Below are 15,016 nucleotides of genomic sequence, written 5' to 3'. Positions count from 1 at the left end.
CCTAAAATTTGACAAAATTATAGCCAAAAAGAAAAATCAACAGCATTTTTTTGACCCATCATTACCATAACGCTTTTCTTGTGCTTCCAAAAAAAATTCTCTTCTTGTTTTAGGCTGACAATTAGGATGATACTTATAATGATATTCTAAATATTTATCATAACTAGGTATTCCCACCAAAAGATGGAAAAACCTTTCTAATTTCTTATAAATCTCTCTAAACTTTTTCATATTTTTCCTCGCACAAAGAAATCTTGCATCGTCCATAAAAACATTCCCTGCTAAGCCATAAAGATCGGAAAACTACTACACAAGTTGCAAGCATAAAAAACCCACACAAAATTGCATTAATCAAATTATTTATCATGCGACTTTTTGCCTTACTTTTTTCTACCCCATCCATAGAATCTAATTTTTTCGCAATATTTTGAGCCACAGCAACATGGCTTACTTTATCGCGTATATTATCACCATTGCTTGGTAATATTTTTTGCATACCCGCACTCATTGTTACTGCAAAAAGAAAAATTGCCGGCAAAGCAACTACGGCAACATACCTCATCTTCCCCATCTTGAAAAGAATCACAAACACAAGCATCAAAGCCATTAATGCTAACATCTGATTACTCACACCAAATAATGGCCACAAAGTAAAGATTCCGCCCTGTGGATCAATTGCTCCTTGATAAAGAAAATATCCCCATGCACAAACACACAAAGTTGTAGCAAATAATCCCGCAAAAAGAGATTTTGTATTACCAAGTGGCTTATAAATATTTCCTAACATATCTTGAATCATAAAGCGACAAGTCCTTGTTCCCGCATCTACCGCAGTCAAAATAAAAAGTGCTTCAAATAAAATAGCAAAATGATACCAAAATGCCATCATTGCTTCGCCACCAATTAATTGATGCATAATTAATGCTAAGCCAATTGCAAAAGTTGGTGCTCCACCTGTTCTTGATAAAATCGTATTCTCGCCAATTTGCTCTGTCAAAAGCATAATATCCTCTGGATTCACCACAAAACCAAAATTTGCAATCGCTGCACTTGCAGAATACGCATCTCCACCAAGCACTGCCATTGGACTATTGATAGCAAAATAAACTCCTGGCTCTAAAATACAAGCAGCAATCAATGCCATAATTGCAACCGCTGATTCCATAAGCATGGATCCATATCCCACCATTCTAGCATGAGTTTCTTTTTCTAACATTTTTGGAGTCGTTCCACTAGAAATTAACGCATGAAATCCACTGATTGCACCACAAGCAATAGTAATAAATAAAAATGGAAAAATACTTCCTGCAAACACAGGCCCAGTTCCATCAATAAATTTTGTCAATGCTGGCATTTTTAAATCTGGCATTACAATACAAATAGATAGTGCCATTCCCACAATTACACCAATTTTTAAAAATGTACTCAAATAATCTCTTGGTGCCAATAAAAGCCATACGGGTAAAATACTAGCAATAAATCCATAAGCAATAATCATAATCGCCAAAGTTGGAGCATCAAAGGTAAAAAATGCTGCTAATACAGGATCTTTAGCAACTACATGCCCATAATACAAAGCAATCATCAATAAAATAAACCCAATAATACTTGCCTCACCCACCATACCAGGACGCAAATAACGCATATAAATCCCCATAAAAATCGCAATAGGAATTGTCATAAAAATACTAAATGTCCCCCAAGGAGATTCTGCTAATGCTTTTACAACTACCATCGCTAAAATCGCAATGATAATAATCATGATGCCAAAAATTGCAAGACTTGCAATAGATCCTGCACCCTTGCCTAATTCATCTTTAATCATCTCTCCCAAAGAACGACCATTTCTTCTAGAAGAAGCAAAAAGCACAACAAAATCATGTACACTACCTGCTAATACACCACCTACCAAAATCCATATCATGGAGGGTAAATACCCCATTTGAGCTGCTAAAATTGGTCCTACCAATGGTCCAGCACCAGCAATTGCGGCAAAATGATGACCAAATAAAATAAATTTATTTGTAGGAACAAAATCCCTACCATCATTGTTATATTGTGCAGGAGTAATTCTTTTTTCATCAAGCTCTAAAACTCTATAGGCAATAAAGTAGCTATAAAATCTATAAGCAATTACATAAATACACACTGCAGCAACTACTAAATAAATTGCAGAAATACTCTCACCTCTATGCAATGCCAAAATAGAAAAGCACCAAGCACCTATCAAGGCAACCACAAACCATAATACTTTTTTTAACACATCTTTCTCCTTAATTTATAGGCCACCAATCTTAAGAAAAAAACAAAATTTTTAAAATATTTTTATCCATTCTGTTACATTAAAAATAAAATATGTTACATAAATACCCACCTTAATCTTAAAAAAATATATTTTTAATAGTTTTGATTGTATTGATTTGAGTTGCATACAACAAGTTTTTAAAATAACTTATAGTTTCAATTATAATAACTATTATTATAATTTAAGCTTTAATATATTAAAATCCGCGAAAAAATTTATATTATTTATTAAGGAATCAATAATGAAAAAAATATTTTTATTATGCTTAGCTTATTGTTCTTCAATCTTTGCAGAAGAACAAAATGTCTCTGAAGTAAAAAAGCTTGATAAAATTATAACTCACGGATTTGAATCTAAACTTGATGAGCTAAATCGCAATGTCTATCTCATCGACAAAGAAATGATTGAAAATAAAGGCTATAAAAACACAGAAGATATTTTTGCTTATACGCCTTTTGTAGGCATAAGCAATACAGGTCTTGGAGGCAATATCGATCTAAGAGGTCAAGGCAATAGTGCTAATGTCAATACTCAAATTCTACTTAATGGTATCTCGCTTAACATGTTAGATTCTTCTCATGGAGTCACTCCTATTAATTCTATCAATCCAAGCGATATTGAGAGTATTGAAATCCTACCAGGTGGCGGTGCAGTAATGTATGGTAATGGAACAAGAGGCGGAGTAGTAAATATCATCACCAAAAAAAGATATAAAAAATTTAGCCCAAATCTAGGCATTAATTATAGCGGTGTTCCACAAAGTCCCGATGCTTTTGGGTCTCAAATCTCTACTGATGCAAGATTTGGAGGAGAAATTGTTTCTAATTTATATTACACACTTAGCGGAAGATATTTTTATAAAAAAGGATATCGACAAGGAGATGAAAGCAATACCTTTAATATCGGTGCTTCTATTACTTATGATATCAACCCTAACCACTCTCTTAGCTTTGAAGCAAGCTATTTTAAAGGCTTTATTAACACTACTCCACCACTTCTAATGAGTATAGGTGGCACTTCTCCCAACCTAAATAACAATCTCCCTTCAAAAGACAAACGCTATAATGCGGGTGAGGGGATTATTCATCTTATACAAGATCGCTTAGATGCAACCCTAAGTTATGATTATCAATATCAAAATCTTAGCATACAAAGCAAATTATTCTATCATTACTATAAAAATTACTATGCTAAAAATATACAAGATATTTGGTTTAATGCCTCAGGAAGAGGTGTGAGCTATATTCAAGATGTCTCGCAAAATGGAAGTTATTTTATCGATCAAAAACTAGGCTTTCAAACCAAAATCAACCACAATCACAAAAACGGTTTATTTATTATTGGGATAGATTCTATCTTCAATCAAGGTAATAGAAAACTCAATCTTAATTATGTTGTTTCACAACCCCCCTACTTAGATCTTGATCATACAATTATCACACAGGTTATCCCTTATAAATTTAGCAATTCTTTATTTGCGATAGAAAAATACAACTTTAGTAAATCTTTTTCATTAACCGCAGGTGCTAGATATGAAATTGCAAAATATGGAGGCAATAGAAAAAGTGATAGAAGTGGATACACAACTGCTCCTAATATGGGCACCATCACAACCAAACCATTTTGCAAACCAGAAGAAGGATGTCCTTGGACTTATAATATCAATGAAATTACAAATAATTTTGCTCTAGAACTTACACCAAAATACTCTTTTGATTTTAAAAATGTCCTAGGAGGAGGGGACTTGTATGCAAAATATGAAAAAGGTTTTCTCTCTCCAAATCCCGATAAACTTACTCAAAGAGACACAAACAATAATTATAGCGCTAGTAATGTAAAATCAGAAACTTACCATACTTTAGAATTAGGAACCAAACTTAATATAACCGAGCATTTATTTTTATCAGGCGCAATCTTTTACACTCTAACACAAAATGAAATTTACACTAATGGAACAGCGCATGCTGTTGGTGGCATAAGTGTAGGAAATTATGATCTCACACAACGCACCGGTATTGAACTTTATAGCGAGCAAAGTTTTTTTAACAATGCCCTATCTTTCAATCAAAGCTTCACTTATATTGATGCTAGAATCCTTAAAGCACCAAAAAATGCAACTTATCAAAAAGGGGATTTAATTCCTTATGTAAGTAATTATAAAGTTACCCTTGGTCTTAGCTATGCAATTTTAGAAAATCTAAAACTTTGGACACAAAATTCTTTTATAGGAACACAAAAGGATTTTGCGCAAAAAAATATTAAAGCCTATTCTTTAACAGATATTGGTATAGATTATAAAATCAAACATTTTTCCATCACGGCTGGAATCCGCAATCTATTTGACACGCTCTATTTTAGCTATTATAATTCAAGTACCACGGATTATACAACAGGATTTAATTATCAATACGCACAAGGGCGCAGTATTTTCCTAGAGGGACGATATGCTTTTTAACTTTAATTAAATAGTTTTTATTGATCTTTTGGGTGGGTGGTAGGCAAAAAAATAATTAAAGGAGTAAAAAATGGATTTTTCAAATATTTTAAAACACATGAATGAACATCACAAAGCCGAAATGATTGGCTTATGTAAAAAATTTGGTAATGCGGAAAATGTCAGTGAAGTAATTATGCAGAGTGTAGATTTTGGCGGTATTGATCTTTTGTATAACAACAAAGAAACCTTACGCATAGAATTTCCACAAAAAGCAGATGCAAATACTATTAAACAAGCAATTATTGAGCTATGCCAAAGTGTCCCAAAAACACTGGAATTTGAAAAAGTGAAAGAAGAAATCAAAGAGTTTCGCAAATCTTTTGGTTCTTGTATCCTTGCTACAGCTAATCAAGAAGGATTTCCGCTTAGCTCATATGCACCTCTTATTCAAACTACGACAAAAAACTATATCTACATCAGCGCGACTGCGGAACATTTTGACAACATCAAAAATAATCCTAAAAAAATAGAAGTAATGTTTTTAGAAGATGAGTGCAAAGCAAAATCAATCATCTTAAGAAAAAGATTGCGTTATCAAGCAGAAGCGATTTTTATCCCTAGAGATTCTCAAGAATTTGAAGATGCTCTAGATACTTTGGAAAAAAATATGCAGGGAGATGGTGGAATTAAAACTATTCGCAATTTTACAGATTTCCATCTTATAGAATTAAAATTTAAAAGCGGTAGGTTTGTTAAGGGATTTGGTCAAGCCTATATGATTTCTGACAGCGGTGAAATAGCACATATTGGAATCACAGGGAACCCACACGAACGTGCACATAAATAAAGCATAATAAAGGAGCAAAATATTTTAAATTTTGCTCCAAATATTTTTATCATTTTTTACTATTTTCTAATAAAACTTTTCAATAAAATCAACTAGATCTAAACTATAAAATCTACATAAAAACATACCCACCCCCTTACCTATAATTATTTTCTAACTTCTATTTAGTATTATTTAAATAAAACCAAATATCTAAGTATTACATTTACTTTTTTGCATTGTACTGCCACAATTCTTTTATATCACCTCTTGCACTCATGCATCATGCAATCAAATCTTATCTATGATTGCATTAAAAGTCTGACTTGGACGCATAATTTTTTCTACTTTTTTATCGTCAAATTTATAATATCCCCCCAAATCAACCCCAACACCTTCTTTATCTAAAAATTCTTTTTTAATTTTTAACTCATTTTCTTGCAATTCTTTTGTGATAGGAATAAACTTTTCTCTTAAAGAAGAATCTTTATTTTGTTCTGCCAAAGCTTCTGCAAAATACATTGCTAAATAATAATGACTTGTCCTATTATCATCTTCTTTAGCCCTGCGAGATGGAGTCTTATTATTATCAAGCCATTTACCAATTGCTCCATCAAGTGCATCTGCTAAAATTTTTGCTTTTGCATTACTATTTTTCTGTGCAAAAAACTCCAAACTTGCTTGCAATGCCAAAAATTCTCCTAAACTATCCCATCGCAAATGATTTTCCAAAAGTACCTGTTCTACTTGCTTTGGAGCCGATCCTCCCGCACCTGTTTCAAACATTGCCCCACCATTTAACATAGGCACTACAGAAAGCATTTTTGCACTTGTACCAAGCTCTAAAATTGGAAACAAATCTGTGAGATAATCTCTTAATACATTACCAGTAATAGAAATTACATCTCTACCTTCTCTAATCATCTCCAAACTCTTCAAACAAGCGAGTTTTGGTTCTAAAATATCTATTTTTTTACCTTTTTCCTCCAATCTTTTTTGTACCAAAGAAATCATAATTTTATTACTTTCTCTTTTTTCATCTAGCCAAAAAATTGCTGGAGTATTACTAATTTCACTTCTCTCAATTCCCAAATCAATCCAAGTTATTATTGCATCATATTTAGCTTGATTTGCACGATAAATATCTCCTTTTTGCACCTGATGTTCTAATAAAATCGCCCCATTAGAATCAAGAATTCTAAAAACACCATCTTTTTTAGCAATAAAAGTCTTATCATGTGATCCATATTCCTGTGCTTTTTTTGCCATCAATCCCACATTTGCCATACTACCAAGCTTACTAGGATTTAACACACCATTTTTACGCATATCCTCTAAAACTGCCTCATAAATTGTGGCATAAGTTTTATCAGGAATTACCGCATTACCATCGCACTCTTTTCCCTCTCTATCCCAAAGCTTTGCCCCATTTTTCAACATTGCAGGCATAGAAGCATCTACAATTACATCACTTGGAACATGCAAATTTGTGATCCCCTTATCAGAATTTACCATAGAAATTTTGGCACTTTTTTCTAAAATTTCTTGATATTTTTTTAAAATTTCATTTTTTTTGTCCGATTTCTCAATTTTGTTCAATAACTCAGAAATTCCATTATTTGGATTAATTTCTAATTTTTCAAATTCTTCTTTGAAAGTTTCAAAAAGCTCTTTAAAATATACCTTCACAGCATGACCAAAAATCACTGGATCGCTCACTTTCATCATTGTAGCCTTAAGGTGTAAAGAAAATAAGATATCTTCATTTTTACACTTTGCAATCTGTTCTTCATAAAATTTCTCAAGTAATTTTACATTCATAAAAGTTGCGTCTAAAATTTCATTTTTATCAAGCTTAATTCCCTCTTTTAGCACTTCCTTATTTCCATTTGCATCAACAAATTCAATCCTTCCTTCCGTATTTTCTTTAATAAGCACCGCTTTTTCATTACTAAAAAAATCCCCTTCTTTCATATATGAAACCATGCTCTTAGAATTTGGATTAAAATTAGCAACTTTATAGGGATTATTTTGTGCATATTTTTTTACCGCCTTAGTAGAGCGTCGATCAGAATTCCCCTGTCTTAGTATGGGATTCACCGCAGAACCTAAGATTTTTTGGTAACTCTCTTTGATATTTTCTTCTTCTTTATTGCTAGGATTATCTGGATAGTCTGGAATCTTATATCCCTTATCTTGCAATTCCTTGATTGCATTTTTAAGTTGGGGAATAGACGCTGAAATATTTGGTGTTTTGATCAAATTTGCCTCTGGGCGTTTAACAAGCTCTCCTAATGCCTCCAACACATTGGGAATTTGCTGTTCTGGAGTAAGAAATTGTGGAAATTGTGCAATAATTCTACCTGCTAATGAAATATCTGCAGTCTCTACTTCAATACCTGCATTACTTAAAAAAGCTTTCACAATAGGTAAAAAAGAATAGGTAGCCAATGCCGGAGATTCATCTGTGAGTGTGTAAGTGATTTTCATTGTGATTCCTTATAGAGTTTTTTTGAGATTATCCTAGAAATGTTAAAAAATATTTAAAGTTTCTATGAAAACCTCTTTAAAAAACTATATCACAATAAATTTACAAAATAAAAATAAAAAGGAAAAATAAAGGAGAATAAACTTCGCAACATCTCAAAATGTTACGAAGCAAAATTTTAAAAAAATTAGTGTAAATCTTTCCAAATTTTTCTCTTCCAAGCATAGGCCAATACAGAAAGCACTACAAAGAAAATCATGATTTTAATTCCCAATGCATTTCTTTCATTTTTACTACTATCGCCAACTTGTTCAATATATTGGATAATCTGCTTTTGTGCTGCTTGAGTAACCCCGACTCTAGGCATAGGAGTTCCTGCAAGCTCTTTTTGAGGATTGTTAATAAAAATATCAAGATAATTTTCGCCTTTGCTTCTAATCATCATAGATAAATCAGGAGCTTTTGTGCCAAGATAATTTTTCAAATTTTCATCTGGAGTTGCAGCCATTACACCATCATATTTCATGCTATGGCATCTTTGGCAAGCATTCATAAATACTTCCTTATCACTCAAATCTTTTGATGCAATAGATTTAAGATAGGCAACAATATCAGCAATTTCACTCTCACTTAAAACTCCTTTAAATGCACTCATAGGATAATCCGCTTTACCTTCATTGGACTTTTCGCATTCTTTTGCATTTGCATCATCTAACCCCTCACAAGAAACCTTAAATTTATGTTCCAAAATTGCTGCTTTTACAGGATCTGCAATAAAATTTGCAAGATATTTTTCATCAAAAATTGCTCCTGCACTAGAAAGATCTAGAGGCACTACGCCAAAACTAGATGCTGCGCTTTCTGCATCCATCGGCGCTTCCATTCCTGCATTTTTAATTCCATGACAACCTGCACAATTATTCATTGTCAACTCTTTACCCTTTTGTGCATCAGCCTTTGACAGATCAATAGCTTTTAAATCTTCAAAATTAAAATCTGCTGGTGCTACTTTAGGATGCATAACAGAATGTGCCAAAGGCTCTACACCCCAATAAATTGTGCCAATTACAATGATTAAAATTGCTAATATCTTAATCTCTCTCATTATAGACCTCCTTTTTTTCTTTCTGCAATCGTAATTAGAGGCAATGCAATAAACATTAAGAATAAGAAACCAATAGAAGCAGCAAAACCTACATATGTATTCATTCCCTCTGGTGGCAATTTACCAAAAATTGTCAATACAATCAAATCAATAATTAATAGCCAGAACCATACAAAAAAGCCCTTTCTTCTATGTGCTGGTGCTACTACATTGCTTCGATCAAGCCAAGGTAAAATGAAAAATACTACTTGTGCAATACCAAATGCAATCAATCCTAAATCTGCACTAAAATAGATTCCTCTTAACACTTCATAACTCCACAAGAAATACCACTCTGGATAAATATGTGTAGGGGTTTTAAGATTATCTGCTGGTTCAAAATTGATCGGATCTATTGCAAATTCAAAGTGATAGCATACTAAATAAAAGAAGAAAATCATAAATACTGATACTACAAAAATATCTTTTGACAAGAAAACTGGCCAAAAAGGAATTACTTTAGATTCTTTTGCCTTCCCTGCAAGATACTTTTCTTGCTCTTTTTCAAAATCCAACTCCTCACCCTCTTGATTATTTACATGAGGAATTCTAAGAGAATAGAAATGGAATGCAATCAAAGCAATAATTACAATCGGCAATAAACATACATGAAGCATAAAAAATCTTGTTAGCGTAGAATCTGCTACAACATAATTTCCTCTAATCCACTCAACAACATCAGCACCAATAAAAGGGATTCCACCAAAAAGATTTGTAATAACTGCCGCAGCCCAATAACTCATTTGCCCCCAAGGAAGCATATACCCACTAAATGCCTCTGCAGAAAACACTACAAATAAAAGCATACCACCAATCCAAATCATCTCGCGGCCTTTTTTGTAAGAGCCATAATAGATTGCTACAAACATATGGATATAAATAATTACAAATACCATACTAGCAGCCACGGCATGTATATGCCTCCAAAGCCACCCATATGCAACCTCTTGCATAATTGTGTAATTTACACTATCAAATGCAAGCTTTGCATCTGGCTTATAATACATCAACAAAAATAGTCCCGATACAAACAAAAGAGTAAAAAGAGTTAATAAAACCACTCCCATCGCCCAAAGAAAATTAATATTTTTTGGAATCCAATATTTTGTCATCATTACTTCAATGAGTTTTTTTACTCCAAGGCGTTGATCTAACCAATCCATTACGCCCTCTGATTTTCTAATATTTGCCATATTCTCTCCTTATGCTTTTGCGATCATTGCTTCATATTCTGGACCAGCTTCGCCCAAAACAAGTGTATTTCCATCAATTTTAAACATTGGAATATCAAATGGTCTAGGTGGCGGAGTTCCAGCAACATTTACACCATCAATATCAAATTTTCCACCATGACAAGGACACAAAAACTCCTCTTTATCCGCTTTATAAATTGGAATACATCCTAAATGTGTACAAATTTGAATACCAAGTGTAAAAACACCATCGCCAATTTTAAAATCTCTTGCCTCATTGAAATCTGCACCCGCTTTTTTTCTAATAATATAAACAGGCTTTCCTCTCCATTCAGTTGTCGTAAAATCACCATCTTTCATTCCGCTAATATCCACAATGGTTTTACCAGCAGAAACGACACTAGGCAGAGGATCCCAAGTCTTTTTCATAGCTATCAAAGAAGCTACCGCACCAGCTGCGGTAAAACCTCCAAGAGTCATTCCTAAAAAGTCCCTTCTTTTAATTTCGGCCATTGCCTTCTCCTTGTTTATGCGTTTTATGATTTTAGAAAAAACAAAATCTCGTCTATTCTACTATATTTAAGTATAAAATTTTCTGAAATATATGCCGTATTTTTTAAAAATTAATCAAGATATGCAACACAAAAAGTTTTCTACTCTATATGTTTTATAAAAAATTTTGTAAAGTCCCGAGCGCTTTTTGGTAGTAAATGTGTCCCATCTGCAGTTAAATATGTATGTTGATCCAATACAAACAAATAAGGAAAGTCAAAGTTTGCTTTTAAAATCTCTCTTTGCTTTTTCATAAAAAAACTATTTTCCAATTTTTCATCAATAGGAGTTTCAAAAAATTCAATCCTGGTGCCTTTTTTTTGAAAAAATTCAAATAATTCCCTAAGCTGTGTTAAAGATTTTTTGTATTTGATATTAAAATCCTTATATTCTTTAATTTTTTCACACAAAGCCAATTCATAGACCTTTTCATTTCTAATATCACTTCTTATAATATGCTCTTTTAAGCGATTTTTAAGTATGGTAAAAAATATATTAATAAGCTGATATCGTTCCTGTAATGCAGGAATATATTTTTTAATTTCAGATGATTTTGCTTCCATCTCTTTATTTAATTCCTTAAAAATCAAATTTGTCTCCACATAAATTACATTTGGAATATTTTGAGATTCTTTAATCACACTTAAACCTGTCAAGACACTATCTCCAGCAAGAGAAAGGTTAAAAATCCCTTTTTGCTGCAAGATTTCTCTATCCATCCTAAAAGACATAGAAGTCCCTACAAGCACTTTTTTATATTTTTTATCATAAAAATACTCCTCTATTCTAGCAATATTTTCAGAATCCTGACTTGAATAGGCGCTAATTTTTGGCTGCACAAAATACAAAAATCCATTATAAAATCCAAAAATAATCACAAAAAACAAAAACAAGGATGAAAGTTTTTTAGAATTGAAAATAAACAAATGCATGAGCACTTCCTGAATTTGTAAAAATCAAAAACAATAAAATGGCATAAAACAAAGGAAAATCCAAAAGATTTTTTGAAATTTTAAGACTAAGAAGATAATTAAAATGATAAACCACCACTGGCAAGGAATATAAAAAGATCATTACAATTTGCGTTTTCGCAAACATTCCATTAGAAAAAATTCCTTCTAAAGAAAATAAAATCTTTGCATATGCTACAATCTCCCCCATATCCTTCAAAACAAAAAAGAGCCAAGAAAAACTAACAGCACAAAAAACGAAAAAAATTCTTAAAATGTTTATAAGGAAATTTTCTTTGAATATATATATATATATATATATATATCGGAAAATTCTTTCCACTACAAGCAAGATGCCATGATAAAATCCCCAAAATAAATACACCATAGAAGCTCCATGCCACAACCCTCCCAAAACCATTACCACCATGAGATTAAAATAAGTTCTAAGTTTTCCTTTTTTATTGCCACCTAATGGGATATAGAGGTATTCTTTCAGCCATGTAGAAAGAGAAATATGCCAACGAGTCCAAAATTCTGAAAAACTTTTTGCAATATAGGGAAAATTAAAATTTTTTGGTAAATCAAAACCAAAAAGCTTTGCCACGCCTATAGCAATTAGACTATAACCTGCAAAATCTGCAAAAATCTGCATACTATAACCAAACAAAAATACTGCTAATGAAAAAGAATTATAAATTTCAAAGTATGGATAAGCCATCCAAAAAGTCTGTGTTTTTAAATTATCCGCAATTACCATTTTCAAAAAATACCCAAGTATAAGTATTTTGATACATCCATACCAATCAACATTTTTTAAAAATTTCGGAGTAATTTGTGGATAAAATTGATGTGCTTTGATAATAGGTCCCGCAATTAGTGCTGGAAAAAATGCAATAAAAAACATTGTGTGCAAATAATGTTGAAAAAAGTTTTTGGGAATCTGACATAAATTTTGTTTTTTATACAAATCCACAACAATACTAATACCCTGAAATGTATAAAAAGAGATTCCAATTGGCAAAGGCAAAAGAAGTAAATTTTCTATAAAATCCCTTTGTACAAACACTTTCATCACCTCACCAAAAAGTGGGGAATATTTAAAAAGTATCAAAACAAAAAGATTAAGCATGACACCAAAAATAGCATATCTCTTTTGCTTTTTTATGTCCTCTAACCAAAACACTTGATAGCTAATAAAAGCATTTAAAGAGGCAGAAAAAAATAAGAGTAGAAATAAATAAGGCTGACTATAAGCATAAAAAATAAAACTTGCTGTTATAAGAATATAAATTTGATATTTTATAAACCTCTTAGAATAAAAAACCAGCAAAGTTGCTATCACTAAAAAAACAAAAGCAAAACTATTAAAAAGCATCAAAAACCTAAAAAATTAAAAACATTATAATATACCCCCTAAAAAAGGGAGTAATACTTAACAAAATCTAAAATAATGGGGAGGGGGATTACATCATTCCCATTCCGCCCATTCCGCCCATTCCACCCATATCTGGCATTGCAGGAGCTGGTTTATCTTCTTTGATTTCATGAATTGTAGCTTCTGTAGTCAAAAGTAAGCTTGATACAGATACTGCATTTTGCAATGCAACTCTTGTAACTTTTAATGGATCAATAATGCCTGCAGCAAACATATCTACATATTCTCCTGTACTTGCATTAAATCCAAAAGCATCTTTTTTGTTTTCTACTTCATTTACAACTACACCACTATCAAAACCAGCATTTGTAGCAATTTGTGCTAAAGGTGCTTTAATTGCTCTTTTAATAATATCATATCCGATAGCTTCATCGCCACTTAAAGTAAGATTTACTTTTTGAGCTGCGCGAATCAATGCCGCACCACCACCAATTACAATACCTTCTTCCACTGCTGCTTTTGTTGCAGAAAGTGCATCATCAACGCGATCTTTTTTCTCTTTCATTTCTACTTCACTTGCAGCACCCACTTTAATTACTGCTACACCACCACTTAATTTTGCAAGTCTTTCTTGAAGTTTCTCTTTATCATAATCACTTGTTGTGCTTTCAATTTGTGTACGAATTTGCGCTACTCTTTCTTTTACTGCATCAGCGCTACCTTTTCCATCTACAATTGTCGTATTGTCTTTATCAATTACAATTCTTGCAGCTTGTCCTAAATCTTCAATACTAGCAGATTCTAAAGTCTTGCCCAATTCTTCACTAATTACCTCACCGCCTGTAAGAATTGCGATATCTCTTAACATTTCTTTTCTTCTATCACCAAAACCAGGAGCCTTAACTGCAGCCACATTTAATACACCTCGAAGCTTATTTACAACAAGTGTAGTCAATGCTTCACCTTCAATATCTTCAGCGATAATAAGCAATGGTCTACCACTTTTCATTGTAGATTCTAATAAAGGTAAAATATCTTTCATTGTAGAGATTTTTTTATCTGTCAAAAGGATAAAAGGATTTTCAAGTTGTGTAGTCATTTTATCAGTATTTGTTACAAAATAAGGGCTTAAATAACCTCTATCAAATTGCATACCCTCAACAACACTTAATTCATCATTAATCCCCTTAGCTTCTTCTACGGTAATTACGCCATCTTTGCCAACTTTTTCCATTGCCTCAGCAATCAAATTTCCAATCTTATCATCAGAATTTGCAGAGATTGTAGCAACTTGTGCAATATCACTTTTTCCACCAACTTTTTTACTACCATTTTTAAGCTCAGCAATAATTGCTTCTACTGCTTTATCCATTCCTCTTTTTACTTCAACAGGATTTGCTCCTGCAGTAATATTTCTCAAACCTTCTTTATAGATGCTATAAGCCAAAACAGTTGCTGTTGTTGTTCCATCACCAGCTGCATCAGCAGTTTTACTAGCCACTTCTTTTACAAGTTGTGCACCCATGTTTGCAATAGGATCTGTCAATTCTACTTCTTTTGCCACAGAAACACCATCTTTTGTAATTGTAGGTGCACCATAAGATTTTTGTATCAAAACATTGCGTCCTCTTGGCCCCATTGTCACTTTTACAGCATCGCTAAGCTGTTTAACACCTTCAAAAAGTTTATTTCTTGCATTATCGCTAAATTTGATTTCTTTTGCCATTTTTTACTCCTTATTTA

11 protein-coding genes are annotated in these 15,016 nt (G+C 32.5%); 2 read left to right on the top strand and 9 right to left on the bottom strand.

From position 1 onward, the window contains the following. Positions 1-36: 36 nt before the first annotated feature. Together LW133_RS00840 and LW133_RS00835 are read right to left on the bottom strand one after the other, a co-directional pair. Positions 37-231: a YbdD/YjiX family protein gene (locus tag LW133_RS00840; RefSeq protein WP_233036899.1), complete on the bottom strand. Its 195-nt coding sequence runs from the start codon at positions 229-231 to the stop codon at positions 37-39. Continuing rightward, a complete protein-coding gene (locus LW133_RS00835; protein WP_233075528.1) occupies positions 218-2,263 on the bottom strand; it encodes a carbon starvation CstA family protein in 2,046 nt (681 codons plus the stop codon). The genes LW133_RS00840 and LW133_RS00835 overlap by 14 nt, the downstream gene beginning before the upstream one ends. Positions 2,264-2,546: 283 nt before the next feature. Here LW133_RS00835 and LW133_RS00830 point away from each other — a divergent pair, with 283 nt between their 5' ends. Together LW133_RS00830 and LW133_RS00825 are read left to right on the top strand one after the other, a co-directional pair. After that, positions 2,547-4,760: a TonB-dependent receptor gene (locus LW133_RS00830; protein ID WP_233075527.1), complete on the top strand. Its 2,214-nt coding sequence runs from the start codon at positions 2,547-2,549 to the stop codon at positions 4,758-4,760. A 70-nt stretch (positions 4,761-4,830) separates the two neighbouring features. Next, positions 4,831-5,589, top strand: a complete 759-nt coding sequence (locus tag LW133_RS00825; protein ID WP_233075526.1) for a HugZ family heme oxygenase — start codon at positions 4,831-4,833, stop codon at positions 5,587-5,589. 270 nt (positions 5,590-5,859) lie between these two features. Here LW133_RS00825 and LW133_RS00820 read toward each other — a convergent pair whose 3' ends face one another. The 7 genes from LW133_RS00820 to groL form a co-directional block, all read right to left on the bottom strand. Continuing rightward, entirely contained in the window at positions 5,860-8,058 is a 2,199-nt protein-coding gene (locus LW133_RS00820) for an NADP-dependent isocitrate dehydrogenase (RefSeq protein ID WP_233075525.1), read from the bottom strand. Between the two features lie 185 nt (positions 8,059-8,243). Then, positions 8,244-9,161, bottom strand: a complete 918-nt coding sequence (locus LW133_RS00815) for a c-type cytochrome (protein ID WP_233075524.1) — start codon at positions 9,159-9,161, stop codon at positions 8,244-8,246. After that, a complete protein-coding gene (locus tag LW133_RS00810) occupies positions 9,161-10,393 on the bottom strand; it encodes a cytochrome b (RefSeq protein WP_233075523.1) in 1,233 nt (410 codons plus the stop codon). The genes LW133_RS00815 and LW133_RS00810 overlap by 1 nt, the downstream gene beginning before the upstream one ends. Positions 10,394-10,402: 9 nt before the next feature. After that, positions 10,403-10,906 (bottom strand): Rieske 2Fe-2S domain-containing protein, encoded by a 504-nt coding sequence (locus tag LW133_RS00805; protein ID WP_233075522.1) that lies wholly within the window; start codon positions 10,904-10,906, stop codon positions 10,403-10,405. A 140-nt stretch (positions 10,907-11,046) separates the two neighbouring features. Beyond that, the gene (locus LW133_RS00800) at positions 11,047-11,877 is read right to left on the bottom strand and encodes a hypothetical protein (protein WP_233075521.1); all 831 of its coding nucleotides are present in this window, start codon (positions 11,875-11,877) and stop codon (positions 11,047-11,049) included. Continuing rightward, complete coding sequence (locus LW133_RS00795) at positions 11,852-13,273, bottom strand: MBOAT family O-acyltransferase (RefSeq protein ID WP_233075520.1); 1,422 nt, start codon at positions 13,271-13,273, stop codon at positions 11,852-11,854. The genes LW133_RS00800 and LW133_RS00795 overlap by 26 nt, the downstream gene beginning before the upstream one ends. An 88-nt stretch (positions 13,274-13,361) precedes the next feature. Next, entirely contained in the window at positions 13,362-14,999 is a 1,638-nt protein-coding gene (gene groL / locus LW133_RS00790) for a chaperonin GroEL (protein WP_233036918.1), read from the bottom strand. Positions 15,000-15,016: the final 17 nt, after the last annotated feature.

This window comes from Helicobacter anatolicus (assembly GCF_021300615.1).
Taxonomy (GTDB): Bacteria; Campylobacterota; Campylobacteria; order Campylobacterales; family Helicobacteraceae; genus Helicobacter_H; species Helicobacter_H anatolicus.
Note: the sequence above shows the minus strand (reverse complement) of the source record. Positions and strands in the feature narration are given on the sequence as shown.

What these genes read in the sequence shown, in the direction of transcription:
- LW133_RS00830 (WP_233075527.1), top strand. Translation starts at nt 2,547, where the DNA reads ATGAAAAAAATATTTTTATTATGCTTAGCTTATTGTTCTTCAATCTTT.
- LW133_RS00795 (WP_233075520.1), bottom strand. Translation starts at nt 13,273, where the DNA reads ATGCTTTTTAATAGTTTTGCTTTTGTTTTTTTAGTGATAGCAACTTTG.
- LW133_RS00805 (WP_233075522.1), bottom strand. Translation starts at nt 10,906, where the DNA reads ATGGCCGAAATTAAAAGAAGGGACTTTTTAGGAATGACTCTTGGAGGT.
- LW133_RS00810 (WP_233075523.1), bottom strand. Translation starts at nt 10,393, where the DNA reads ATGGCAAATATTAGAAAATCAGAGGGCGTAATGGATTGGTTAGATCAA.
- LW133_RS00800 (WP_233075521.1), bottom strand. Translation starts at nt 11,877, where the DNA reads ATGCATTTGTTTATTTTCAATTCTAAAAAACTTTCATCCTTGTTTTTG.
- LW133_RS00820 (WP_233075525.1), bottom strand. Translation starts at nt 8,058, where the DNA reads ATGAAAATCACTTACACACTCACAGATGAATCTCCGGCATTGGCTACC.
- LW133_RS00815 (WP_233075524.1), bottom strand. Translation starts at nt 9,161, where the DNA reads ATGAGAGAGATTAAGATATTAGCAATTTTAATCATTGTAATTGGCACA.
- groL (WP_233036918.1), bottom strand. Translation starts at nt 14,999, where the DNA reads ATGGCAAAAGAAATCAAATTTAGCGATAATGCAAGAAATAAACTTTTT.
- LW133_RS00825 (WP_233075526.1), top strand. Translation starts at nt 4,831, where the DNA reads ATGGATTTTTCAAATATTTTAAAACACATGAATGAACATCACAAAGCC.
- LW133_RS00840 (WP_233036899.1), bottom strand. Translation starts at nt 231, where the DNA reads ATGAAAAAGTTTAGAGAGATTTATAAGAAATTAGAAAGGTTTTTCCAT.